The sequence below is a fragment of the Paenibacillus sp. FW126-R14 genome, assembly GCF_058789495.1.
Genome location: NZ_JBYTBS010000003.1, coordinates 230,524 through 255,040, shown reverse-complemented (window position 1 = coordinate 255,040; position 24,517 = coordinate 230,524). Strand labels below are relative to the sequence as shown.

Sequence of the window (24,517 nt, the reverse complement as noted above, 5' to 3'; positions counted from 1 at the left end):
GGTAAGAGGAGATTTTTTTGTTTGGAAACTGACAAGGTAAAACGCTTGACATTCATCACGGAATTCAGTATGATAGGTTCTGTTGTGCTGCTGTCAAGGGTGCAACCTTTACGGAGGTGGATTCATGACTGTCGATCAAATGCTTGCGAAGACGAATCGCATCAATCTGCTATTTGACTTCTATGAACCGCTTTTAACCGAGAAGCAGAGAACATTTCTTCAATTGTATTTTCATGATGATTACTCGCTCGGAGAGATTGCCGAGAATTTCGAAATAAGCCGCCAAGCGGTATATGAACATATAAAACGCGCAGAATTGACTTTACAGGAATATGAAGCTAAACTGCACTTGTTACATAAGCATGAACAACGTATGAAGCTTCGCACAGAGCTGGATCGCATGCTGGAAAGCTGCGATCCGGAGCTAAAGAGGAAAACGGCAGAGCTTTTTGATACAATAGTAGGGATCGATTAAAAAGTCCAAGCAGGAGGTGAAGCGCATGGCATTTGAAGGATTGGCAAACCGGTTACAGAACGTGTTCGGCAAGCTGAGAAGCAAAGGTAAGCTGACGGAAGAAGATGTAGGCGAAGCGCTTCGCGAGGTCAGGCTCGCTCTGCTTGAAGCGGACGTTAACTTTAAAGTGGTGAAAGACTTTATTGCCAAGGTGAAGGAGCAAGCTGTCGGACAAGAAGTGCTGAAGTCCTTTACGCCGGGCATGGTCGTTATCGATATCGTTAACAAAGAGCTGACAGCGCTTATGGGCGGCACGCAAAGCAAGCTGGCCCGTTCCAATCGACCGCCGACCGTCATTATGATGGCAGGCTTGCAAGGGGCAGGTAAGACAACGACGTCCGGCAAGCTGGCGAAAATGCTCCAGAAACAAAACCATAGACCGCTGCTGGTTGCGTGCGACATTTATCGTCCTGCGGCAATTAAACAGCTAGAGGTGCTTGGCGAGCAGTTGAAAGTTCCCGTTTTTGCACTAGGGGATAAAGTGAACCCGGTTGACATTGCGAAAGCCGGTCTTCAACATGCGAAAGATAACGGCAATGATTATGTCATCATCGATACCGCGGGTCGCCTGCATATTGATGAGAATCTGATGGACGAACTGAAAAACGTTCGTTCCGCTGTTGAGCCTGATGAAATCTTGCTTGTTGTCGATGCGATGACAGGGCAGGATGCCGTCAATGTTGCAGAGAGTTTCCATCAGCAGTTGGAACTAACGGGCGTTGTACTGACCAAACTCGATGGCGATACGCGCGGTGGTGCGGCGTTATCGGTCAAGGCGGTTACAGGCTGTCCGATCAAGTTCGTAGCAAGCGGCGAAAAGATGGATGCGTTAGAACCGTTCTTCCCGGATCGCATGGCGTCAAGAATTCTTGGCATGGGCGATATGCTTACATTGATTGAGAAGGCGCAAGCCGGTATCGATATGGACAAGGCGAAAGAAATGGAGCGCAAAATGCGCAACGCCGAGTTCACGTTCGAGGATTTCCTTGATCAAATGGAGCAAGTGAAGAAGATGGGGCCGCTTGATCAAATTCTGGAGATGCTGCCAGGAGCAAACAAGATCAAAGGCATGAAGGATATGAAAGTGGACGACAAGCAGATGGCCCGTGTTGAGGCGATTGTGAAGTCGATGACGAAAGAAGAGAAACGCAAGCCGGAGCTTTTGAATGCAAGCCGCCGGAAGCGGATTGCGCTAGGCAGCGGCAACACGGTGCAAGAGGTCAACCGTTTCATTAAGCAATTCGATGATATGCGCAAAATGATGAAGCAGTTTTCCGGCATGATGGGACCGAAAGGCGCCAAGGGCATGAAGAAGTTAGGCAAGGGATTTAAATTTCCCTTTTAAATAAAGCTTTTTATTCTAAGTAGGAGGTGATTTTTCATGGCAGTACGTATTCGTCTTAAACGTGTAGGCGCTCATAAAGCTCCTTTCTACCGTGTGGTGGTTTCGGATTCCCGTTCCCCGCGTGATGGTCGTTTTATTGAAGAAATCGGAACTTATAACCCGATTGCAGAACCAGCAGCTGTAAACCTTGATGAGGAAAAAGCGCTGAAATGGCTTCAAACTGGCGCTCAACCGTCCGATACAGTTCGCAGCCTGTTCTCCAAAGCAGGTCTGATGACTAAGTTTCACGAGCTGAAATTGCAGAAGTAATCTGTTATCTTTCGGAGGGTGGGTTCATGAAGGATCTTATCACCGTTATTGCTAAGGCTCTTGTTGATCATCCGGAAGAAGTACGTGTCGCTGTTGTGGAGAAAGAGGACAAGATCGAGTACAGGCTGTCTGTTCACCCCGACGATGTCGGTAAAGTGATCGGCAAGCAGGGCAAGATCGCGAAATCGCTCCGCACGGTTGTCACGTCAGCAGCAGTGAAAGAAACGAAGCGGGTAGCCGTTGAAATCGTTTCATAAGAAACGAGGTTAGGATTCAGTTCCTAGCCTTTTTCTTGTAGGTAAATGAATATGGAGGTTGGGCAAGCGCAAATGACAGAAAAACTAATCACTGTTGGCAAAATCGCAAATACCCACGGGATACGCGGGGAACTGAAAATAGTGCCGGAAACCGATTTTCCTGAACGCTTTGATAAAGGCAATTCGTTAATTATCGTCGATTCTCAAAATAAGCAAACGCCGGTGACGGTGCAAACCTCCCGCTTACATAAAAATATGTTTATCGTGCAATTTGCACAGTTCGACAACATCAATGAGGTGGAGAAATTCAAAGGCTCGCTGCTTAAGATTGAAGCTAAGAATCAACAGCCTTTGGATGAGGGAGAATATTATTATCACGAGATTATTGGCTGCAAGGTCATAACGGAAGAAGGCCAGGAACTAGGACTTGTTTCTGAAGTGCTAACGCCTGGAGCGAATGACGTTTGGGTTGTGGACCTGCCTAAGGGCAAACAGCTGCTGCTCCCTGTGATTGATGATGTGATCCTGGATGTCAGCGTCGCTGAGAAAACAATACGGATCCATCTGATGGAAGGATTAATGGAATGAGAATCGATGTATTGACCTTGTTTCCAGAAATGTTTGATGGCGTATTTTCGTCGAGCATTTTGGGGAAAGCTCGTGACAAGGGAATTGTTAGTCTTAACACGGTAAATTTCCGTCAGTACGCCAATAATAAACACAATACGGTCGATGATTACCCTTATGGCGGCGGAGGCGGAATGGTCCTGAAGCCGGAACCGATATTTGCCGCTGTCGAAGATCTGCCTAAGCGCGAAGAGGCTGGCCAAGATCCGGTTAAACCGCGGGTCATTCTCATGTGTCCGCAAGGAAAACCGTTTTCACAGAAGATGGCGGAAGAGCTTTCTTCGGAAGAGCACCTTGTGTTTATTTGCGGCCATTATGAGGGCTATGATGAGCGTATCAGGCAGTATTTGGTGACCGATGAGCTGTCTATCGGCGATTATGTACTAACGGGCGGTGAATTGCCCGCTATGGTTGTTATAGACAGCGTAGTGAGGCTGCTGCCCGGTGTCCTTGGCAATGAGATGTCGGCGGTGACGGATTCTTTCTCTACCGGGCTTCTGGAGTATCCTCACTATACAAGGCCAGCTAAGTTTAGAGACTGGGAAGTTCCCGACATGCTTTTGTCGGGCCATCATGAAAATGTGAAGCGTTGGCGCCGCAAGGAATCCTTATTCCGCACGTTAGAACGCAGGCCTGATCTGCTTGAAGGCAGAGAGTTTTCCAAAGAGGAAAAAGCTTGGATCATGGAATGGCAAGAGAGGAAACAGACGAAGTAACCCCCCATAAACTTCTCTATTGAATTTCTTCTCGGTCTATGGTATTATATATTCTGTTGTGAATTTTTCAACAGTTCGAGTCTGGTGGTCCTCTACGCGTAACAGCTAAGACATACGAAGTAGATAAGCGGAATGAACACCTGTGTGGAAGGAGGGAGTCAACTATGAATCTTATTCAAGAGATTACGAAAGAGCAACTCCGTACGGATATTCCTAATTTCCGTCCAGGAGACACACTTAAAGTACACGTAAAAGTTATCGAGGGTACACGTGAGCGTATTCAGCTGTTCGAAGGTGTTGTTATCAAACGCCACGGCGGTGGAATCAGCGAAACGTTTACAGTTCGTAAAATTTCTTACGGTGTGGGTGTGGAAAGAACTTTCCCATTCCATTCTCCGAAGATTGAGAAGATTGAAGTGGCTCGCCGTGGTAAAGTTCGTCGTGCGAAACTTTATTATCTGCGTGGTCTTCGTGGAAAAGCAGCAAGAATCAAAGAAATTCGATAAGAAAACGGGGGGCTTGTTTAGGCAAGTCTCCTTTTCATTTTTGTAGGGCAGGGCAATCTATACACAAAACCAAAACTGGAAAAGAGGCAATCAGTGATGGAACAGAACGAGCAGGATCAGCCTAAAGTAAGCTCAATAACGAACGAGGAAGCCGCACCGGCAAAAACAGCAAAAAGTGAGACATGGGAATGGATCAAAGCGCTTGTTATCGCGGGAGTGCTTGTCATTATCATTCGCTGGTTCTTGTTCTCGCCTTTCATCGTTGACGGCGATTCCATGCGTCCGAATTTCCTGTCGGGCGAACGACTCATCGTCAACAAGATTGTGTATGACATACGCGCGCCAAAGCGCGGAGAAGTTATCGTTTTCCATGCGCCTGAAGGGAAAGATTATATCAAGCGTGTTATCGCTCTCCCTGGGGAAACGGTGAAAGTGACCGGCGATAAAGTATTCATCAACGGTCAAGAAATCGATCAGCCTTTCATTAAGGAAGCGATTGAACAAGCCAATAAAGAAGGACATGCCTACAACACATTGTCCGACTTCCCGGAAACGAAAGTGCCGGATGGCGAGCTTTTCGCAATGGGAGACAATCGTCCGAATTCCAAAGACAGCCGCGCTAAAAGCGTAGGCTTCGTTCCGTACAATAAAGTCGTCGGCCGCGCGGAAGTTATTTTTTGGCCGCTGAACAAAATTAGTTTTATACATTTTTGAGGTGAATAAGTAATGACCATTCAATGGTTTCCCGGTCATATGACCAAAGCTCGAAGGCAGATTGAAGACAAGCTGAAGCTGATCGATGTCGTCATTGAGCTCTTGGATGCCCGCGTACCGCTCTCCAGCCGGAACCCGATGGTAGATGAAATTTTGAAGGGCAAGCCCCGCTTGGTTCTTCTGAATAAAAACGATTTGGCGGATCCTCAAGTGACGTCGCAGTGGGTAAAGTATTTTGCTGATTTGGGTCTGCCGGCCTTGCCGATCGATGCGGCAAACGGAACCGGAACCAAAGAAATTTTGCCTCGCGTTAAGCAGCTGTGGGCGCACAAAATTGAACGTCAGCTCAGCAAAGGCATTAATCCCCGGGCGGTAAGAGCGCTTATCGTAGGTATCCCAAACGTTGGAAAATCCACGCTCATTAATCAGCTGGCGGGTAAGAAAATTGCAGCAACCGGCGATAAGCCGGGGGTTACGAAAGGTCAGCAGTGGATTAAAGTCGGGACGGAAATGGACCTGCTGGACACGCCGGGTATTTTATGGCCGAAATTCGAGGATCAGATGGTTGGTCAACGTCTTGCAGCCACCGGTGCGATCAAAGAAGAACTGCTTCATTTGGATGAGATTGCACTTTTTGTTGTCCGCTACATGGTTCAGCACTATGGAGAAGCACTCCAAGAGCGGTTCGGAATTACCGAGTTTCCGGAAGATATGGATAATGTGCATGAAGTGGTCAAGGTCATGGAAGCGATCGGCCGGAAACGCGGAGCTATTGTGAGCGGAGGCAAAGTCGATTTGGATAAAGCTTCTTTAATCATCATTCGCGATCTTCGTGCAGGTAAAATGGGGCGTATTTCTTTGGAGAAGCCTTAGCACATAAGCATCAAAATAACCACTTTCCGAACTCCGCTGACAAGGCGGGCCGGAGGTGGCTTTTTTATTTTTTTGTAGAAAAAAATGGGTATGGCTTGACGAAAGGGCAATCCCTTATAATGGTGGAATGGAAAGGGGCGAGCATCCTTGCTGGAGTACGAAAAAGAAGTATGGGATCAAGGCTTCGGCCTTGTTGCCGGGATCGATGAGGTAGGAAGAGGTTGTTTATTCGGCGATGTCGTTGCGGCTGCTGTGATTCTTCCTAAAGGCTTTGTGCTGGATGGGGTCAACGATTCAAAGAAGCTTTCTGAGAAGAAACGCGATGCGCTCTATGAACAGATCATGAATGAAGCGCTGGCTGTCGGGGTTGGCATCGTTGATGTGGAGCAGATCGAAGCGCTTAATATCAAGCAAGCGGCAAGATTGGCCATGAAGAAGGCTGTACAGCAGCTAAGCAATGTGCCTGATTATTTGCTGGTTGATGCGGAGAGCGTGGATACGGATATTCCGCAAACCGCCATTATACACGGAGATGCGTTAAGTCAATCGATTGCAGCCGCGTCGATTATCGCGAAGGTGACAAGAGACCGGATGTGCGCAGAATGGGACGAGCAGTATCCCGAGTATGGACTTGCCGTACATAAAGGCTATGCGACGAAGCACCACAGGGAGATGCTTTTGCGTTATGGTCCTACCCCGCTTCACCGTAAATTATTTATACGCAAAGTAATGGCGCAGCTGGAAGAAAAGGAAGCTCAGCCGCAGTCGGAACAATTGGAACTGGATTTCATCTGACTTCATCTTATTAAAAAATGGCTGGGGGCAGCCGATAATATACATAAGCGTAAGAAAGACTTGAGGTGAACGGGATGAACATAAGCGGATTAATTCGCAGCTTGGTTGGCGACCTAACGGCTTCGGACAGCAAGGTGCTTGAACTCAAAGTAGGGCAAGTTGTCAAAGGGGTCGTTCTTCAGCTGCTTAGCGATCAAGAAGCTATGCTTAACATTGGCGGCGTCCAGGTCAGGGCCAAACTCGAAACGCCTCTGAAGCAAGGAGATGTGACGTATCTGCAGGTTCAGCCGGAATCCAGCGGGGGCCAAATTTTGTTAAAGCCGCTGACGGCATCCGACGTACAGATCACGGAAGATTCGCTTGGCGATCTTCTTAAGGCTTTCACCGTTAAGGATACGGCGGGCAACCGGCAAATGGTTCAGCAGATGCAGCAGGAAGGCGTTCCGGTAACGAAGGAAAATGTTAAGGCTTTTGAGGCTTTGACGAGCAATTTGCCTGAAGGCGTAAATAAAGAAGAATGGGCTCAAGCGGCTGTTCTTGCTCATAAAAAAGGATTGCCCCTTACGCAGGAAACGGTGGGGGCTATCAGGCAGGTTACTTCCGGACCTCCGGTAGGGAAGGTGCTGGAACAGCTTGAACAGCAGGCTGCGGCATTATTGGAGCAGGAGCCGCAGCATCCGGCCGCGGACACTGCGAAGCAGGTTGTCGCGCTGCTGAAGGAGCTGCGCGCTTCCGCCGCAGCTGCCTGGCCTGCGCGGCCGCCGGAGGCGCCGGCCGCGGCACTGGCGCAGCCAGCCGCTCCGCAGGCTGGCACGGTAGCGGCGGCGCCCGCAGGGCCGCCGCCTCCGGCAACCGGCAGCGCGCCTGCGGCAGCTGCCGTAACGGCTCCGCCCGCTGCCGCTGCAGCGGGCGCTGAGCCCGCCGCCGCCCCGGCGCAGCCGGTGGCGGAACCGCAGGCCGCCCGCCCCGCTAGGGCGGCGGCCGTGCCGGAGGCTCAGGCGCGAAGCGCTGAGCCTGCGCCTGAAGGCGAACCGCCCGTGGCGGGTTCGCCCATCCAGCAGCCGCCTGCGAAGCAGAAGGCGGCGGAGCCCTTGGAGGCGCACAGAAGCGCGCCTCAGGCGCCTGAGGCTGATCCGGAGCCTAACTGGATCAGCCGGATGCTCAAGGCCGTCGGCGTGGAGCACGAGGCGCATCTGGCAGCGAAGCTGGATGAGCGCGGAGAGGTGCCGCTTCGCGGACGGCCTCGGACGGACGATCATCAGATGCCTAATCTGATCGGTGCGGCTTCCCAGCAGGACGATGCGGCGAAGCCTCCTGCTGCGGAAACGCTCAAGAGTCTGCTGCTGCAGCTGACAGCCTCCGATGATACGCCTGCGCCGCTCAAAGAGGCCGCGCAGCAGGCCATTGGGCAGATTACGGGACAGCAGCTGATGCTGTCAGGCGACAAATCCGCCATGTTTGCCCATATGACGTTGTTTGTTCCTTTTATGGATGGAACCGGTCAGCAGTCTGCTGCGATCCATATTCAATCCCGTAAAGGCAAACGCGGGGAAGTGGATGCAAGCAACTGCCGTTTGCTGTTCGACCTGCAAATGAAAGTGATGGGAAATACGCTCGTCGATGTGCATGTCGTGAATAAGATCGTCTCGTTGACGATTCATAATGATCATCCGGCATTGGCGCCGATGATGGAAGAGTCTAAGGAAGAAATGACGGCGGCGATGAATAAAGCCGGGTATCAGTTTATTTCATTAAAATGTGCGCCGTATCCACAGCCAATCGTCCAAGAGAACGAGGCGAAAGCCGTGACAGACGGTCGCGCAGATCTGCGTTCGCTTTTTCTTCCGAAAACGTACAAGGGGGTAGACTTCCGGGCATGACGAATCAGAAACATTCCGGCGGAATACCTGAGCCAACCCCGATCAAGAAGGCTGTGGCACTCCGCTATTCGCCGGAAACGCAGAAAGCGCCGACCCTCATCGCGAAAGGCAAGGGCCATATGGCTGAAGCTATTTTGCAAAAAGCGAAAGATAGCGGCATCCCGATTCAAGAGGATTCTTCGCTTGTGGAAGTGTTATCCAAGCTGGATCTGGATCAAGAGATACCTTCTGAGCTTTACCAACTGGTAGCGGAAGTGCTGAGCTTTATTTATCGATCGGATAACCGAATGCGTGAGCAGAGGAACAGAGGATGAACGAACGGGGACCAACGAACAGGAAGCAGCTCGGGAAGCTTGGAGAAGAAGCGGCGGAAGCATTCTTGAGCAAACAGGACTATCGGATTGTGGCGCGGAACTGGCGCTGCCGCACGGGGGAACTGGATATTATTGCCGAGCAGGCAGGCACGCTCGTATTCGTTGAGGTCAGAACAAGGCGTTCTTCGGGCCGGTTTGGGCTGGCCAAAGAATCCGTTGACCTTCGCAAGCAAATGAAAGTGAAAGAAACCGCTCAATTTTACTTGCACCGCTTTCAGAAATATGAGCTGCCCGTTCGTTTTGATGTGATTGCCGTTGAACTATCCACGGATGGAGCAGCGGTTCAGATTGAACATATAGAAGGAGCCTTTTGAGTCCACTGTCGTGCAGACGGTCTGGGCAAAAAAGGCTCTTTTTTGCGTTAACCGCCGATTTCTCTTTGCTGTTTATCGAGGTTTCGGTATTGGATGGCTTCAGCTAGATGATGAGGGAGAATATGATCGCTTTGCTCTAGGTCTGCAATCGTTAAGGCTAAGCGGAGAATACGGTCATGGGCTCTGGCGCTAAGTCCGAGAGCTTCGAATGAAGCTCTCAGCAGTTCCTCTCCTTCGGCGTTTAACTGGCAAATCTGCCGCATGAGGTTGCCGCTTAATTCATTATTGTGATGAATGCCGGTACCTGCATAGCGTTCCAACTGGCGCTGATGGGCAACTAACACCTTAGCCAGCATTTCTTTGGAGGAGAGCGGATTAGCGCGCGTATGTTCGTTCAGCTGGGCATAGCTGGGCTTTGGCACCTCGACATGCAGGTCGATGCGATCGAGGAGAGGGCCGGATATTTTAGAGCGGTACTGCATGATTTTGGCGGGAGAACAAATGCACGCATTAGCTTCGGTTTCAGCTCCATAGAAGCCGCACGGACACGGATTCATGGCAGCAGCTAAAATAAACTGCGAAGGGAACGTGTAGACTGCTCTAGCTCTGGCAATGGTAACGGAGCGATCCTCTAGCGGCTGCCTAAGCACTTCGAGCGCATTCCTTGTAAATTCCGGCAGCTCGTCAAGAAACAGAATTCCTCTATGCGCTAAGCTGACCTCACCAGGTTTTGGGATGGTGCCTCCTCCGACAAGCCCGGCAGCGGAGATAGTATGGTGCGGAGCCCGGAACGACCGGGTGCGCATCAGGGACGAACGGTCTGCAAGCTTACCTGAAGCGCTGAATATTTTGGTGACCTCCAGCGCTTCATGATCGGACATAGGCGGTAAAATGGAAGGCATACGCTTGACCAACATCGTTTTCCCGGTTCCCGGAGGTCCGATCAAAATAATATTATGCAAGCCCGCTGCCGCAATCATCATTGCCCGTTTAACTTGGTGCTGCCCGTTGACATCGGCGTAGTCATCGGGATGGTGCCGGTCTGCCGAGAAATTTGTCGAAGTTTCATGATTGCTGGCCTGCTGGGCAAATTCATGATGGGTTTGCTGGCTCCAATTTCTAAAATCGGAGAGATTGGTTAGCCCGCATACTTCGATGCCATCAATGAGTGCGGCTTCGGCGGCATTTAAGCGAGGTACGCAGACTCGTTTGATGCCAAGCTGTTTCGCTGCATGTGCCATAGAAAGCACGCCCGGCACGGGCCTAAGCGAGCCGTCCAGCGCTAGTTCGCCTAGAAACAAGGTCATTTGCAAAGGCTCGCTGTTTACCTGACCGGTTGTAATCAGAATGGCGACAGCAATGGCCAAATCGAAAGAGGAGCCCTCTTTGCGCAAGTCTGCCGGCGCCAGATTCACGGTAATGCGATCCATCGGAAACGTGAATCCGCAGTTTTTGATGGAGGTGCGAACGCGATCCACCGATTCGCGAATGGCGGAGTCGGGCAGCCCGACTAAATTCATTTGGGGTAATCCATTGGAGACGTCGACTTCAACTTCTATCGTTCGGCCTTCTATTCCTTGCAAGCAGGCACTCCATACTTTTCCGTACAAAAAAACACCTTCCTCTCCTTGTTAAGCAGCAGCGCGAAGCTGCATATCAGGATAAAAGGTGCTTCCTTATTGATCCGCATATTTCCCTCTATTGTATAGAAAATGGAAAATTTACGCAATGCGTAATTGATTGAAGGATGGTTTAAAAAAAGTCAACATGCACATACTGGAAGATGAGGTGATGATATGCAGGAGAAGCCGTATTTTTGTCCAAACTGTCGTTCTAATCGTATTAAATTCAGCGTAATAACCAGCTATGCGCAGTCATTTCTGAAGGATGCACTGTCCGGAAACATTACAGAGTTCAATGATCCTGACGCCATACCTGAGGATGAACCGATGATTCAATGTCTGGTGTGCAGCTTCACAGGCAATGAGCTGCGATTTATTAAGCAAGCGGAGCGCGAACCGCGAATCAATACACCTACAACCCCGCATTACGGATAAGTAAAAAGATGGACGTATTTTTCATTTTTTTGGAAAATGCGTCTTTTTTAATGACTGTTTCTATGTGAGGATCAGAATCTAAGGTTGCTTTTGATTTGAAAGTGATAGCTAAAGTTTTTCAGCGTGAAAGGAAACTTTGAATGAATTAACGAAAAAAATAAGGAAACTGTCGAAAATTAGTGATACAATGGTTAGGGCTTGTGAAGAAGTGTGATACTAATTCCGGCAGCAAGATTTATTTCGTGCACAACACAAATAGGAAATTACACTTTTCCCCTGTATAGCACGTATAGAAAGTCCATACTGATAGGAGGATTTTAGGAAATGAATATCCATGAGTACCAAGGCAAAGAAGTCCTGAGACAGTACGGAGTCAGCGTTCCTAACGGGAAAGTTGCTTTCACCGTTGATGAAGCTGTTGAAGCAGCGAAAGAACTTGGAACATCCGTCGTTGTTGTAAAGGCGCAAATTCATGCCGGAGGTCGCGGGAAAGCAGGCGGCGTTAAGGTAGCCAAAAACCTCGATGAAGTTCGTACATATGCTAGCGAAATTCTTGGCAAAGTACTTGTCACTCACCAAACAGGTCCGGAAGGCAAAGAAGTTAAACGTCTTTTGATCGAAGAAGGCTGTGACATTAAAAAAGAATATTATGTTGGTGTTGTTGTTGACCGTGCAACAGGCAGCGTCGTTTTGATGGCGTCTGAAGAGGGCGGTACGGAGATTGAAGAAGTAGCTGAACATTCTCCTGAGAAAATTTTCAAAGAAGTTGTGGATCCTGCAATTGGTCTTCAAGCTTTCCAAGCACGCAGACTGGCTTACTCCATTAACATTCCTAACGAGCTGGTTAACAAAGCAGTTAAGTTCATGCTCGCTCTTTATAAAGCATTCGTAGAGAAAGACGCTTCCATTGCCGAAATCAACCCATTGGTTGTTACAGGTTCTGGGGATGTTATGGCTCTTGATGCCAAACTAAACTTTGATTCCAACGCTCTTTTCCGTCACAAGGATATCGTTGCTCTTCGCGACCTTGAAGAAGAAGATGCTAAAGAAATCCAAGCTTCCAAGTATGACCTGAGCTATATCGCTCTTGATGGCAACATCGGTTGTATGGTTAACGGCGCAGGACTTGCGATGGCTACTATGGACATCATCAAGCACTACGGCGGAGACCCTGCTAACTTCCTTGACGTAGGGGGCGGTGCTACGAAAGAGAAAGTTACGGAAGCATTCAAAATCATCCTGTCCGATGATCAAGTTAAAGGGATCTTCGTTAACATCTTCGGCGGTATCATGCGTTGTGACGTTATTGCTGACGGCGTTGTTGCCGCGGCTAGAGAACTGGGTCTATCCCGTCCGCTTGTTGTTCGTCTTGAAGGAACAAACGTGGAACTTGGCAAAAAGATTCTTAACGAATCCGGCTTGAACATTGTTGCTGCTGATTCCATGGCAGACGGCGCTCAAAAAATCGTTGCACTTGTGAAATAATTAAACCCGTGCGGTTTTAAATAATATAGGGGATGTGAACAAAAGATCATGAGTATTTTGGTCAATAAACATACAAAAGTCATTACTCAAGGGATTACCGGCGCTACGGGTTTGTTTCATACCAAAGGCGGTCTTGAATACGGCACACAAATGGTTGGTGGCGTAACCCCAGGTAAAGGCGGAACAACAGTAGACATCACACTGGAAAATGGCGAATTAGTTCAACTTCCGGTTTTTAACACAGTTATCGAAGCGAAAAATGCAACTGGTGCTACGGCATCCGTTATTTATGTTCCACCTGCATTTGCCGCAGAATCCATTATCGAAGCCGTTGACGCTGATCTGGATCTTGTTATCTGTATTACAGAAGGTATCCCTGTTCTTGACATGGTTAACGTGAAACGTTACATGGAAGGCAAAAGAACCGTTCTGATCGGACCAAACTGCCCGGGCGTTATCACGCCAGGCGAGTGCAAAATCGGCATCATGCCTGGTTACATCCACACGCCAGGTCACGTAGGTGTTGTATCCCGTTCCGGAACATTGACTTACGAAGCGGTTCACCAATTGACAACTCGCGGAATCGGACAATCCTCCGCAGTCGGTATCGGCGGAGACCCTGTTAAAGGCTCCGAGTTTATCGATATCCTCAAACGTTTCAATGAAGATCCTGACACTTATGCGGTTATCATGATCGGTGAGATCGGCGGAACGGCAGAAGAAGAAGCGGCTGAGTGGGTTGCTGCAAACATGACGAAGCCGGTTGTTGGCTTTATCGGCGGTAAAACTGCGCCTCCAGGAAAACGTATGGGCCATGCCGGTGCGATTATTTCCGGTGGTAAAGGTACGGCGGCTGAGAAAGTTGCAACGATGGAAAGATGCGGAATCCGCGTAGCGGCTACTCCATCTGAAATGGGTTCAACACTTGTTAGCGTCCTTGAAGAAAAAGGCATGCTCGACAAAGTAATCACAAAAAAATAGTTTTTTCTGTCGAAGGTAAGCAACCTTCCATTTCCCTTTCATAGGGATTTGGGAGGTTTTTTCTTTTTCTAGCTTTGCAAAGATTTGTCATTCGAGTAAGGAGTGTATATACTTATGGATAATCGATTCATTTTATTTGGTCTCCACGAGCTGGAAGGGATCGGTTGGAAAACGATGCTTCAGCTCGTAAGCCGTTTCCCTGAGCCTCAAGTATTGTTGGAGCTCTCGGCGGCAGAGATTTCCTCCCAAGGCATACGAGCCTCCGTAGCTGAACTGATTTCCTCGCGGTTTACACGTGTTTTCATCGAGGAAAGGCTGCACGTATATATGAAGCAATCCATTCAAATTGTTACGATTTTGGATGAAGCGTACCCGCACATATTGAAAGAAATCGCTCAGCCGCCTTGGGTGCTGTATGTGAAGGGAAGTCCGGCTTTTTTGAATGGACGACTTCTCGGTATGGTCGGAACCCGAACCCCCACGATATATGGCAAAAAAATTGCCGAGGAGTGGGCGGCCGCACTTTCCAGAGCTGGATTCGGCATTGTCAGCGGCCTTGCCAAAGGCATTGACAGCAAAGCCCATATCGGCGCATTGCAGGGAAAGTCGAAGACGGTAGCCGTGCTTGGCTGCGCGATCAATCAAATATACCCGCGTGAGAATGCTTTATTATTTCGTCATATTGAGCGAGAAGGGGCTATCATTTCGGAATACCCGATTGGCACAGGGATGAGGCCGGGCATGTTTCCGCAGCGAAACCGCATCATTGCGGGCTTGTCGCTGGGTGTTACGGTCGTGGAAGCTGCTGAGGACAGCGGATCGCTGATTACAGTTGAGTTCGCTCTCGAGGAATCAAGGGATGTTTTCGCTGTTCCGGGACCGATCGATTCCCGTCTGAGCAGCGGCGTTCATAAGCTTTTGAAAGAAGGCGCCAAGCTGGTAACCCGTGTTGAAGAGATTGTAGAAGACTATAACTATATGATCAGTTCAGACGAGAAACGGGCGATAATGAAGCCTCTGGCATCCTATACATTGACCGACGAGGAAGACGAAATTTTTCGAAAACTGTCGAATGAACCTGTTTCGATTGACGCCTTATTGGATGGCGGACAATTTACGTTTGGACATTTGCATGCAGTTCTGTTATCTTTACTAATGAAAAAGGCGATTAAACAGCTTCCAGGTTCTACCTACATCCAAGCATAGGCTATTCAAGAAGTTTTTCTTCTCGCCAATAGACTTAACCTTGAAATCAAGAGGGGAGGAAGGACGATCCATGGCGGATTCTTTAGTCATTGTGGAGTCACCAGCAAAAGCCAAAACCATCGGCAAGTATTTAGGCAGCAAATTTATCGTAAAAGCCTCGATGGGTCATATTCGCGACCTTCCGAAAAGCCAAATTGGCGTAGAAGTAGATCGTAACTTCGAGCCTAAATACATAACTATCCGTGGTAAAGGTTCTATATTAAAAGAGTTAAAAGATGCGAGTAAAAAAGTTAAAAAAATATATCTGGCGGCTGACCCGGATCGTGAAGGGGAAGCGATTGCCTGGCACCTGGCGCATTATTTGGACGTTGGCTCCGATGAGCTGTGCCGCGTAGTATTTAATGAAATTACGAAAGATGCCGTGAAGGACGCTTTCAAAACGCCACGCCGCATTAATCAGGATCTCGTTAACGCGCAGCAAGCCCGGCGGATATTGGATCGGCTAGTTGGTTACAAGATAAGCCCGCTGCTTTGGAAAAAAGTAAAGAAAGGCTTATCGGCAGGCCGCGTGCAGTCCGTAGCGGTTAAACTGATTCAAGACCGCGAGAATGAGATTAAAGCATTTGAGCCTGAAGAGTACTGGTCCATAACGGTCCTCCTCGACGCAGGCAAAACGGTATTCGAAGCCAAATATCACAGCATAAACGGCGAGAAGAAGGAACTGCATTCGAAGGACGATGTTGACCAGGTTCTAGCTGCGATGGGCACCGGGAAATTTACGGTGAAAGAAGTGAAGGAGAAAGAGCGGGGGCGCAACCCGTCTCCTCCTTTCATTACGAGCTCCATGCAGCAGGAAGCTGCCCGTAAACTGAATTTCAGAGCATCCAAAACGATGTCTGTGGCGCAGCAATTATATGAAGGAATAGACTTGGGGAAAGAAGGAACCGTTGGTCTAATCACATATATGCGTACGGATTCCACACGAATCTCGCCGGTTGCTCAAGAGGAAGCGAAAGAATATATTTTAACGAAATATGGAGCAGCTTTCTATCCGGAAACGCCCCGTGTTTACACGAAGAAGAATGCTAACGCCCAAGACGCGCATGAAGGCATCAGGCCTACATCCGTACTTCGCGAGCCAGATCAGCTAAAAGAGTTCCTCAGCAGAGATCAATTTCGACTCTACAAGCTGGTATGGGACCGGTTTGTTGCCAGTCAGATGTCTTCCGCTATATTAGACACGATGACGATCGATTTGACGGCCGGCGACACGGTTTTCCGGGCAAACGGCTCGAAGATGAAATTCCCGGGCTTTATGAAGGTGTATGTGGAGAGTAATGATGACGGGACGACTGAAGAGGATAAATTGCTTCCGCCATTGTCTAAGGGAGATGCTTTGGACAAACAAAGCGTTGACCCTAAGCAGCACTTTACTCAACCGCCTCCGCGGTATACAGAAGCCCGTTTAGTAAGGGCGCTTGAGGAAATGGGCATCGGTCGGCCAAGTACGTATGCTCCGACGCTGGAGACGATCCAGAAACGCGGCTATGTGGCGATTGAAGAGAAGAAGTTCATCCCTACCGAGTTAGGCGAGCTAGTTATCCAATTGATGCAGGAGTTCTTCCCTGAAATTCTCGATATTGAGTTCACAGCCCATATGGAAGAGGAACTTGATTTTGTAGAAGAAGGGAAAGAGGATTGGGTCAGAGTCCTGGATACTTTCTATACATCCTTTGAAAAGCGGCTTGAATTCGCTGAAGAGGAAATGAAAGAGATCGAGATTCAGGATGAAGTGTCCGACGAAATCTGCGAGAAATGCGGGAAACATCTTGTCTATAAAATGGGACGCTTCGGCAAGTTCCTTGCCTGCTCCGGGTTCCCGGATTGCCGCAATACGAAGCCGATCATTAAAGATATCGGCGTCACATGCCCAAGCTGCCATACAGGCAAAATTGTCGAGCGCAGAAGTAAGAAGGGCCGGGTCTTCTATGGTTGCGATCAATATCCAACCTGTGATTTCGTCTCCTGGGATAAGCCGGTTAACAAGCCTTGTCCGGTTTGCAGCTCGATGATGATCGAGAAAAGAAGCAAGAACGGCCTAAGCATGCAATGTACGAAATGCGACCATAAAGAAGAAGTCAATGAAGATCAAAACGAAGATATGAAAGATTAGAGGTGTCCGATTTTGCCAGAATACCCAAGAGTAACAGTCATCGGTGCAGGACTCGCTGGAAGTGAAGCAGCCTGGCAGATTGCACGTCAAGGTGTGCCTGTTACTTTATACGAAATGCGAAATGTCCGTAAAACGCCTGCTCACATTACGGATCAATTCGCGGAGCTAGTTTGCAGCAACTCTCTGCGTTCGAATGGATTGACCAATGCGGTCGGCGTACTGAAAGAAGAAATGAGACACATGGACTCTTTAATTCTCTCCTGCGCTGACCGGCATGCGGTGCCGGCAGGTGGGGCTTTGGCCGTCGACCGGGATGGCTTCTCTCAAGCCGTGACCCAGACGCTGCGGAATCATCCGCTCATTGAGGTTATGAATGAGGAAGTTCAAGTTTTGCCGGAAGGCATTACCGTTGTCGCTTCAGGCCCGCTGACTTCGCCGGATTTGTCTGCCCAACTGAAAGAATTGATGGGCGAGGAATACTTATACTTCTACGATGCGGCAGCCCCGATCGTGGAGAAAGATTCCATCGACATGAACAAAGTTTATCTGGCTTCCCGTTACGACAAAGGCGAAGCGGCTTACCTGAACTGTCCGATGACGGAAGAGGAGTTCAATGTTTTCTATGAGGCCTTAATTACTGCTGAAGTGGCAGAACTTAAGGATTTTGAGAAAGAGATTTACTTCGAAGGCTGTATGCCGCTAGAGGTAATGGCAAAGCGCGGCAGGCAAACGGTCTTGTTCGGGCCGATGAAGCCGGTAGGACTGATTAACCCGCACACAGGAAAGCTGCCGCACGCTGTCGTACAGCTTCGTCAAGATAATGCCGCGGGAACCTTGTATAACCTGGTTGGTTTCCAAACGCATTTGAAATGGGGCGAGCAGAAGCGGGTTCTGTCTTTGATTCCCGGTTTGGAACAAGCCGAATTCGTCCGTTACGGCGTCATGCATCGCAACACATTTATTAATTCGCCGAAGCTTCTTGAGCCAACGTATCAGTACAAACGTCGCGAAAATCTGTTTTTTGCAGGACAAATGACGGGCGTGGAAGGCTACGTGGAATCAGCTGCCTCCGGGTTAATTGCAGGTCTTAACGCCGGACGGTTAGCGAAGGGGCAGTCTTGCCTGGTGCTTCCTGAGGAAACGACGCTAGGCAGCATGGCTCATTACATTACGACGGCTGACTTTAAACATTTTCAACCGATGAATGCAAATTTCGGATTACTTCCGCAACTGCCGGAAAGAATCAGGAATAAAAAAGAGAAATACGAGAAGCTGGCTAACCGAGCGTTGGAAAGTATTCAGAATTTTTCGAAAACAATTGCAGAATAGTTGTAAAGACACTGTACACTGTGTTACTATAATAATGTTTTGAATTATTACTCAATCGTTTACTCATACATGTACCTCTAGATGCGGTCTTTATTTCGATATTGACCTCGCTAGAGGTTTATCTCTTTTTATTAGACCGAAACCAACACAAAGATAAGTTCTTACGGTGTATGATTCCATTGGAGGGGTGAGAAGAGATGGATGCTAGTCAAGCGACATTCCATGCGACTACGATTTTTGCCATTCGTCATGAAGGTAAAGGTGCAATTGCCGGAGACGGGCAAGTAACCTTTGGAAACAGTATGATTATGAAAAACAGTGCCAAAAAAGTAAGGCGTTTACATAGAGGGAAAGTGATCGCAGGTTTCGCAGGTTCCGTAGCCGACGCGATTACCCTTTTTGAGAAATTTGAAGGCAAGTTGGAAGAACACCATGGCAATTTACAGCGTGCTGCGGTCGAGCTTACGAAGGATTGGCGTCAAGATCGTGTATTGCGACGGTTGGAAGCTATGATGATCGTGATGGACGCTACCGGTTTATTGCTGCTTTCGGGCAATGGGGAAATTATCGAACCGGACGATGGCATCTTGGCCATTGGTTCTGGGGGCAGCTTTGCGTTGGCAGCGGGAAGAGCGCTGCATCGCCATGCGCCAACGTTGAGCGCCAAAGAAATTGCGCATGCTGCACTTACGACGGCCGCTGAAATTTGCGTCTTCACGAACCATAACATTATTGTCGAAGAAATTGAGTAAGTGAATATCATTTCGCACTTTTTTAGGAGGGTACCCGAATGGCAAACAGCTCCCTTACACCTAAACAAATTGTCCAGGAACTGGATCGATACATTGTAGGTCAGAAGAAAGCAAAGAAATCAGTCGCTATTGCTTTGCGGAATCGTTATCGGAGAAATTTAGTGGATGAAGCCATTAGGGATGAGATTGTTCCCAAAAATATTTTGATGATCGGGCCAACCGGCGTTGGGAAAACGGAAATTGCCCGCAGATTGGCGAAGCTGGTCGGAGCGCCGTTTATCAAAGTAGAAGCAACCAAATTCACTGAAGTTGGCTATGTCGGCCGCGACGTCGAGTCGATGGTCAGAGATTTGATTGAAACTTCGATACGCATGGTGAAATCCGAGCGAATGGAAACGGTAAAGGACCGCGCAGAGAAGCTCGCTAACGAGCGAATTGTTTCTTTGCTTGCGCCGAGCCCTTCACGCTCCAAAACGCAGCGCAATCCGTTTGAAATGTTGTTTGGCGGCCAGAATCAACCCGAGCAGGAAGAAAGCACGCCTGACCCAAATCTCACGTCTAAAAGGACCCAAATCGCAGATCAATTGACTAGTGGTAAATTAGAAAATGAAATCGTGGAAATCGAAGTGGAAGATTCATCGCCGTCTATGCTGGATATGCTCGCAGGGCAAGGTAACGAGCAAGCCGGCATGAATATGCAAGAAATGTTCGGCAATCTCATGCCGAAGAAGATGAAGAAACGCAAGCTTCCCGTGAAAGAAGCCAGAAAAGTTCTGACGCAGGAAGAAGCGCAGAAATTGATTGATATGGATGATGTCATTCAAGAGTCCATTCATCGCGCAGAGCAGTCCGGCATTATTTTTATCGATGAAATCGACAAAGTGGCCAGCAGCTCCCGCGGCGGAAGCGGCCCTGACGTCTCCAGAGAAGGCGTACAGCGCGACATTCTGCCGATCGTTGAAGGTTCTACCGTTGTAACGAAATACGGGCCTGTGAAGACGGATTATGTCTTATTCATCGGTGCAGGGGCTTTCCATATCGCTAAGCCGTCGGATTTAATCCCAGAGCTTCAGGGGCGTTTTCCGATTCGGGTTGAGCTCAGTGATTTAACGCTCGAGGATTTCGTTTCCATCCTGCAAGAACCCAAAAATGCGCTGACCAAGCAGTATACAGCTTTGTTGCAAACCGAAGGTATAACAGTTGAGTTCGCAGAGGAAGCTATTCATGAAATAGCCCGCATCGCGGTTGAAGTTAATCAGAACACGGAAAATATCGGAGCTCGCCGCTTGCATACGATCTTGGAGAAATTGCTTGAGGACCTTTCCTTTGAAGCACCTGAAATTACATTGGAATCCTTTGTGATTAATCCGGAGTATGTGCGCGAAAAGTTGAGCGGTATTGTTCAAAATAGAGATTTAAGTCAATATATTTTATAACGAACGATTGCATGGTAATGTAAGTAGGAGGCAGTTACATGAGTTTACTAAACAAAACAAGAAGGCTAAATCGCTTGCTGCAAAAAGAAGCAGGAAACGCGGTTAGCTTTATGGATATGGCAGAAGTGCTTCGCGATATTGTGATTGCGAATATTTATGTGGTGAGCCGCAAAGGGAAAATTCTAGGCTATGCCACAACGAACGATCCCATTTCTCCTGAAATGAACCAGGCAATATTGCTTGAACGGAGATTCCCATCGGAGTCCAATAATCTGCTGCTTAAAATAGAGGAAACCACGTCAACTTCGGAGCCGAACAGCCCGTATTTTTACTACACGGAGCAAATGAAGGATATGTTCCCGTATACCCATACGACACTGGTTCCGATTATTGGCGGCGGCGACCGCTTAGGGACTCTGATTTTAAGCCGCAATGAAGGCATCTTTATTGATGACGATCTCATTTTGGCTGAATACGGTTCAACAGTAATCGCCATGGAAATATTAAGGGAACGTGCGGAAGAAATAGAAGAAGAGGCAAGAAGCAAAGCGGTCGTTCAAGTAGCCATTGGTTCCTTGTCATTTAGCGAGATGGAAGCAGTGGAACATATATTCGAGGAACTGGACGGCAAAGAAGGTCTTTTAGTCGCGAGCAAAATTGCTGACAGAGTCGGCATCACTCGTTCGGTTATTGTGAATGCGCTTCGCAAGCTGGAAAGTGCCGGAGTTATTGAGACGCGTTCGCTTGGTATGAAAGGCACTTATATCCGAATTTTAAATGAACAATTGATCCAAAGCATCGAACAGCAGAAGACAAAACTATAGCTCTGATCCGATTAGAAAGTCCTATCCGGTTAAAAGATAGGGCTTTTTTCTTATTGTAACTTAAGCTAATATCTTAGATGATTAGAGGGGGGTAGAGTTTACAAAATTCTACAATAAGGAACTATTTCGAATCATTTTTTGAAAATATTGTCGAAACAAGAAGGAATACTTACTTACTATGTGGAAGTATAAGTCTCGAATACTCTATTGAAAGGGGGTAACGTGTGTGTCTTTGTTAGACAAGCCTAGTTGGAACTTGATGGAGCGCTCGCTCGATGCCTCGACACTTAGACAAAAAGTAACAGCGAATAACGTCGCCAATGTGGATACTCCTTACTTCAAGCGTTCAGATGTCTTGTTTGAAGAGCTTTTGCAAGGAGAGATGAATTCATCAACGCCCTCTATAGAAGGTTATCGGACAGACCCTAGGCATTTCTTTATAGGCAAATCGACAAATTTGCCGAATTCTGAAATAAAAACCGACGAATCGACAGCGATTAACAATAATATGAACAATGTCGATATGGACTATGAGATGTCATTAATGGCTAAAAATCAATTGAAATACAATACGATGATTCAACAAATGAACAGCGAATTCAAGAAAATGCGCACAGTCTTAGGAGGGAAGTAATAACTAATGAGGCTTACAAACGGTTTTGACATCAGTTCATCGGCACTCACTGCACAGCGCTTAAGAATGGATGTCGTCTCTTCTAACATTGCGAATGCAGATACAACGCGTGCTAAGTTTGTAGATGGCAAGTGGGTTCCTTATACGAGAAAGTTAGTTTCTTTTGAGACGAAATCGCAACCGAGTTTTGCGCAGTCCTTGCAATCGGCTATGGCGGATGGGACAGGCGAGGGCGTGCGTGTTAATAAAATTTTTGAGGACCAGTCGCCGCTTAAACAAGTATATAACCCATCGCATCCTGATGCAGACGCAAATGGATTTGTTTACATGCCCAATGTCGATGTGCTCAAAGAGATGGTTGATATGATTTCAGCGACAAGATCGTATGAAGCGAACGTTACTGCACTGAATGCCAGTAAAGCGATGATAACGAAAGCATTAGAGATTGGTAGATAATCCGTACGGGAGGTTGCAGCATGATTGACAAAATTAGTTATAGTCCACTGAATATCACGAGTTCGGTTCAGCCCAAAGACAACTCTGGCGAAGGGGCTGCGGACCTTGGTAAACGATTCGGTTCTTTCCTCAATGAAGCCATTACAAATTTAAATGTCCAACAACAACAAGTTGATCAATTGAATCAGAGTTTCATCAAAGGAGAGCTTTCCGATGTCCATCAATTGACAATTGCCTCGGAGAAAGCGTCGTTAGGACTGGAACTTACCGTACAAGTTAGAAATAAAGTCCTAGAAGCTTACCAAGAAATGATGAGAATGCAGCTGTAATTAATTAGGTGCTGCTAAAACTTTGGTTCGATGGGGTGACAGAGTGAACGAGAATCTCCTCCAGTACTGGGAAAAAGTTAAGCAGTATTGGAATCGATATAGTAGAGCAACAAAAATTACTTTTATCGCAACGGTTGTCCTTCTGATTCTTACTGCGGCAATTATTAGTGTGAATTTATCTAAAACGGAGTACTCCTTAGCATTTACTGAACTGCAGCCTAGCGATGCGGCAGCAATCAAGGGTTATCTGGATACAGCTAAGATTCCATATAAGCTTAGTGCTGATGGTAAAAGCATCGAAGTCCCGACAAGTGAAGTTGCAAACGTGAAACTGGGTGTGGAATCACAAGGGTTGAATAAAAACGGTTCCCTTGGTTTCGGTGCTTTTAGCAGCAGCAGTTCATTTGGTATTACGGATAACGAATTTAAAGTAAAATACTTGAACGCGATTCAAGGCGAGCTGCAGCAATTGATCAATTCCAATCAGGCGATTGCCGGTTCAAAAGTTCTGATCTCCCTCCCGGAAGAAGGGCCGTTCTTACAGCAGCAGGCAGAGAAGGCGACAGCATCCGTTGTCCTGCAAATGAAACAAGGCTACAGCTTGGATCAAGGGAAAATTGATACGATCTATAACTTGGTTTCACACAGCATTAAGAATCTTCCGATTGAAAACATCACGATTTCAGACCAGTACGGACAAAGCTTGGTTTCTTCCAAAGCGGGCGGTCAATCTTCTTCAAGCCTGGTAACGAGCCAGTCCGACATTAACGATAAGTTTCAAAAGGATCTGCAGAAAAATATTACGAACATGCTGGGTACGATGTTTGGCCGGGATAAAGTGAATGTGAGTGTATTCTCAACCATGAACTTCGATCAAAAGAAGAGCCAGGAAAAGCTTGTCTCTGCGCCAAATCAAGTAGACCAAAAAGGTTTGGAAATTTCACTGCAGGAAGCTAGCGAATCTTACCAAAATAACGGAGCGGATACAGGCGGTGTGCCTGGTACGGGCACGACAGACGTTCCTGGATATCCGGGATCATCCAATTCCGGGAAATCCAACACCGAGAAGAACAGTAAAACCGTCAATTACGAAGTCAATCGCATTACGAACGACATTGTTTCTACGCCATACGTAGTGAAAGACTTAAGCATTAACGTTGGAATCGAACCGCCGGTTAAAGATGATCCGAACTCATTGACAGCGGAAACGAAAACTGCCGTGCAAAATGCTTTAGTCAATATCGTAAGGACAGCACTTGCAGATAATAAAGTTACATATACAGACGATGAATTGCAGAAAAAAGTTACCGTTCTTGCTCATTCTTTTGCAAGACCTGCGGATTTGTCCGTTTCCAAGACGACTACATACTTGACTTATGCTGGTTTGGCGCTTGCGGCGTTAGCAATCGGTGTGATTGCAGGATTTGCAATTAGAAAACGCAGAAAAGCGGCTCAGCAGAACTTGATGGATCAAGATCTGAACATGGCTGCCAGCAAAGCGGAGCTTCCAACGATCGATATTGAAAATGTAACAAATGACAATCAAGTACGTAAGCAGTTGGAAACACTTGCGAAAAAGCGACCAGAGGAGTTTGTTAATCTGCTTCGCACTTGGTTAGTAGACGAATAGA

The 24,517-nt window shown here is 47.8% G+C and carries 27 protein-coding genes; 26 read left to right on the top strand and 1 reads right to left on the bottom strand.

What is annotated here, in order from left to right; translation table 11 throughout:
- Positions 1-124 precede the first annotated feature (124 nt).
- The 13 genes from AC3WRW_RS03695 (at position 125) to AC3WRW_RS03635 (ending at position 9,224) form a co-directional block, all read left to right on the top strand.
- Complete coding sequence (locus AC3WRW_RS03695; RefSeq protein ID WP_492545009.1) at positions 125-475, top strand: putative DNA-binding protein; 351 nt, start codon at positions 125-127, stop codon at positions 473-475.
- Between the two features lie 25 nt (positions 476-500).
- The gene (ffh, locus tag AC3WRW_RS03690; RefSeq protein ID WP_492545008.1) at positions 501-1,859 is read left to right on the top strand and encodes a signal recognition particle protein; all 1,359 of its coding nucleotides are present in this window, start codon (positions 501-503) and stop codon (positions 1,857-1,859) included.
- A 36-nt stretch (positions 1,860-1,895) separates the two neighbouring features.
- Positions 1,896-2,168 (top strand): 30S ribosomal protein S16, encoded by a 273-nt coding sequence (gene rpsP, locus AC3WRW_RS03685; protein ID WP_127458431.1) that lies wholly within the window; start codon positions 1,896-1,898, stop codon positions 2,166-2,168.
- A gap of 26 nt (positions 2,169-2,194) precedes the next feature.
- On the top strand, positions 2,195-2,425 hold the full coding sequence (locus tag AC3WRW_RS03680; protein WP_028558246.1) for a KH domain-containing protein: 231 nt from the start codon (positions 2,195-2,197) through the stop codon (positions 2,423-2,425).
- Positions 2,426-2,497: 72 nt separating this feature from the next.
- Positions 2,498-3,013, top strand: a complete 516-nt coding sequence (rimM, locus tag AC3WRW_RS03675; RefSeq protein WP_492545007.1) for a ribosome maturation factor RimM — start codon at positions 2,498-2,500, stop codon at positions 3,011-3,013.
- Positions 3,010-3,768 carry a tRNA (guanosine(37)-N1)-methyltransferase TrmD gene (gene trmD, locus AC3WRW_RS03670; RefSeq protein WP_492545006.1) on the top strand — a complete coding sequence of 253 codons (759 nt, stop codon included), beginning with the start codon at positions 3,010-3,012 and terminating at the stop codon, positions 3,766-3,768. Before rimM ends, trmD begins: the two co-directional genes overlap by 4 nt.
- A gap of 164 nt (positions 3,769-3,932) precedes the next feature.
- On the top strand, positions 3,933-4,274 hold the full coding sequence (gene rplS / locus AC3WRW_RS03665) for a 50S ribosomal protein L19 (protein WP_127458434.1): 342 nt from the start codon (positions 3,933-3,935) through the stop codon (positions 4,272-4,274).
- A gap of 96 nt (positions 4,275-4,370) precedes the next feature.
- Positions 4,371-4,988 (top strand): signal peptidase I, encoded by a 618-nt coding sequence (lepB, locus tag AC3WRW_RS03660; RefSeq protein ID WP_492545005.1) that lies wholly within the window; start codon positions 4,371-4,373, stop codon positions 4,986-4,988.
- 12 nt (positions 4,989-5,000) lie between these two features.
- On the top strand, positions 5,001-5,861 hold the full coding sequence (gene ylqF / locus AC3WRW_RS03655) for a ribosome biogenesis GTPase YlqF (protein ID WP_492545004.1): 861 nt from the start codon (positions 5,001-5,003) through the stop codon (positions 5,859-5,861).
- Positions 5,862-6,008: 147 nt separating this feature from the next.
- Entirely contained in the window at positions 6,009-6,656 is a 648-nt protein-coding gene (rnhB, locus tag AC3WRW_RS03650; protein ID WP_492545003.1) for a ribonuclease HII, read from the top strand.
- A 74-nt stretch (positions 6,657-6,730) separates the two neighbouring features.
- A complete protein-coding gene (locus AC3WRW_RS03645) occupies positions 6,731-8,536 on the top strand; it encodes a TP0910 N-terminal domain-containing protein (RefSeq protein WP_492545002.1) in 1,806 nt (601 codons plus the stop codon).
- Positions 8,533-8,850, top strand: a complete 318-nt coding sequence (locus AC3WRW_RS03640; RefSeq protein WP_492545001.1) for an EscU/YscU/HrcU family type III secretion system export apparatus switch protein — start codon at positions 8,533-8,535, stop codon at positions 8,848-8,850. Before AC3WRW_RS03645 ends, AC3WRW_RS03640 begins: the two co-directional genes overlap by 4 nt.
- Positions 8,847-9,224: a YraN family protein gene (locus tag AC3WRW_RS03635; RefSeq protein WP_492545000.1), complete on the top strand. Its 378-nt coding sequence runs from the start codon at positions 8,847-8,849 to the stop codon at positions 9,222-9,224. Before AC3WRW_RS03640 ends, AC3WRW_RS03635 begins: the two co-directional genes overlap by 4 nt.
- A 47-nt stretch (positions 9,225-9,271) precedes the next feature.
- Here the strand turns inward: AC3WRW_RS03635 and AC3WRW_RS03630 are convergent, their stop codons facing one another.
- On the bottom strand, positions 9,272-10,834 hold the full coding sequence (locus AC3WRW_RS03630; RefSeq protein WP_492544999.1) for a YifB family Mg chelatase-like AAA ATPase: 1,563 nt from the start codon (positions 10,832-10,834) through the stop codon (positions 9,272-9,274).
- A 186-nt stretch (positions 10,835-11,020) separates the two neighbouring features.
- Here AC3WRW_RS03630 and AC3WRW_RS03625 point away from each other — a divergent pair, with 186 nt between their 5' ends.
- The 13 genes from AC3WRW_RS03625 (at position 11,021) to fliF (ending at position 24,516) form a co-directional block, all read left to right on the top strand.
- On the top strand, positions 11,021-11,281 hold the full coding sequence (locus AC3WRW_RS03625; RefSeq protein WP_492544998.1) for a hypothetical protein: 261 nt from the start codon (positions 11,021-11,023) through the stop codon (positions 11,279-11,281).
- A gap of 324 nt (positions 11,282-11,605) precedes the next feature.
- Positions 11,606-12,766 (top strand): ADP-forming succinate--CoA ligase subunit beta, encoded by a 1,161-nt coding sequence (gene sucC, locus AC3WRW_RS03620; protein WP_171686003.1) that lies wholly within the window; start codon positions 11,606-11,608, stop codon positions 12,764-12,766.
- 48 nt (positions 12,767-12,814) lie between these two features.
- A complete protein-coding gene (gene sucD / locus AC3WRW_RS03615) occupies positions 12,815-13,747 on the top strand; it encodes a succinate--CoA ligase subunit alpha (RefSeq protein ID WP_492544997.1) in 933 nt (310 codons plus the stop codon).
- Positions 13,748-13,861: 114 nt separating this feature from the next.
- Complete coding sequence (gene dprA / locus AC3WRW_RS03610) at positions 13,862-14,953, top strand: DNA-processing protein DprA (RefSeq protein WP_492544996.1); 1,092 nt, start codon at positions 13,862-13,864, stop codon at positions 14,951-14,953.
- 70 nt (positions 14,954-15,023) lie between these two features.
- Positions 15,024-17,126, top strand: a complete 2,103-nt coding sequence (gene topA / locus AC3WRW_RS03605) for a type I DNA topoisomerase (RefSeq protein WP_492544995.1) — start codon at positions 15,024-15,026, stop codon at positions 17,124-17,126.
- 12 nt (positions 17,127-17,138) lie between these two features.
- On the top strand, positions 17,139-18,455 hold the full coding sequence (gene trmFO / locus AC3WRW_RS03600) for an FADH(2)-oxidizing methylenetetrahydrofolate--tRNA-(uracil(54)-C(5))-methyltransferase TrmFO (RefSeq protein WP_492544994.1): 1,317 nt from the start codon (positions 17,139-17,141) through the stop codon (positions 18,453-18,455).
- A 197-nt stretch (positions 18,456-18,652) separates the two neighbouring features.
- Entirely contained in the window at positions 18,653-19,207 is a 555-nt protein-coding gene (hslV, locus tag AC3WRW_RS03595; RefSeq protein ID WP_492544993.1) for an ATP-dependent protease subunit HslV, read from the top strand.
- A gap of 38 nt (positions 19,208-19,245) precedes the next feature.
- The gene (gene hslU, locus AC3WRW_RS03590; protein WP_492544992.1) at positions 19,246-20,643 is read left to right on the top strand and encodes an ATP-dependent protease ATPase subunit HslU; all 1,398 of its coding nucleotides are present in this window, start codon (positions 19,246-19,248) and stop codon (positions 20,641-20,643) included.
- Positions 20,644-20,681: 38 nt separating this feature from the next.
- Positions 20,682-21,467 carry a GTP-sensing pleiotropic transcriptional regulator CodY gene (gene codY / locus AC3WRW_RS03585; RefSeq protein ID WP_171685997.1) on the top strand — a complete coding sequence of 262 codons (786 nt, stop codon included), beginning with the start codon at positions 20,682-20,684 and terminating at the stop codon, positions 21,465-21,467.
- Between the two features lie 226 nt (positions 21,468-21,693).
- Positions 21,694-22,101 carry a flagellar basal body rod protein FlgB gene (gene flgB, locus AC3WRW_RS03580; RefSeq protein ID WP_492544991.1) on the top strand — a complete coding sequence of 136 codons (408 nt, stop codon included), beginning with the start codon at positions 21,694-21,696 and terminating at the stop codon, positions 22,099-22,101.
- A gap of 6 nt (positions 22,102-22,107) precedes the next feature.
- A complete protein-coding gene (gene flgC, locus AC3WRW_RS03575; RefSeq protein ID WP_171685995.1) occupies positions 22,108-22,557 on the top strand; it encodes a flagellar basal body rod protein FlgC in 450 nt (149 codons plus the stop codon).
- Positions 22,558-22,577: 20 nt separating this feature from the next.
- Positions 22,578-22,886: a flagellar hook-basal body complex protein FliE gene (gene fliE / locus AC3WRW_RS03570; RefSeq protein WP_492544990.1), complete on the top strand. Its 309-nt coding sequence runs from the start codon at positions 22,578-22,580 to the stop codon at positions 22,884-22,886.
- Positions 22,887-22,929: 43 nt separating this feature from the next.
- On the top strand, positions 22,930-24,516 hold the full coding sequence (gene fliF, locus AC3WRW_RS03565; protein WP_492544989.1) for a flagellar basal-body MS-ring/collar protein FliF: 1,587 nt from the start codon (positions 22,930-22,932) through the stop codon (positions 24,514-24,516).
- The last annotated feature ends 1 nt before the right edge of the window (position 24,517 follow it).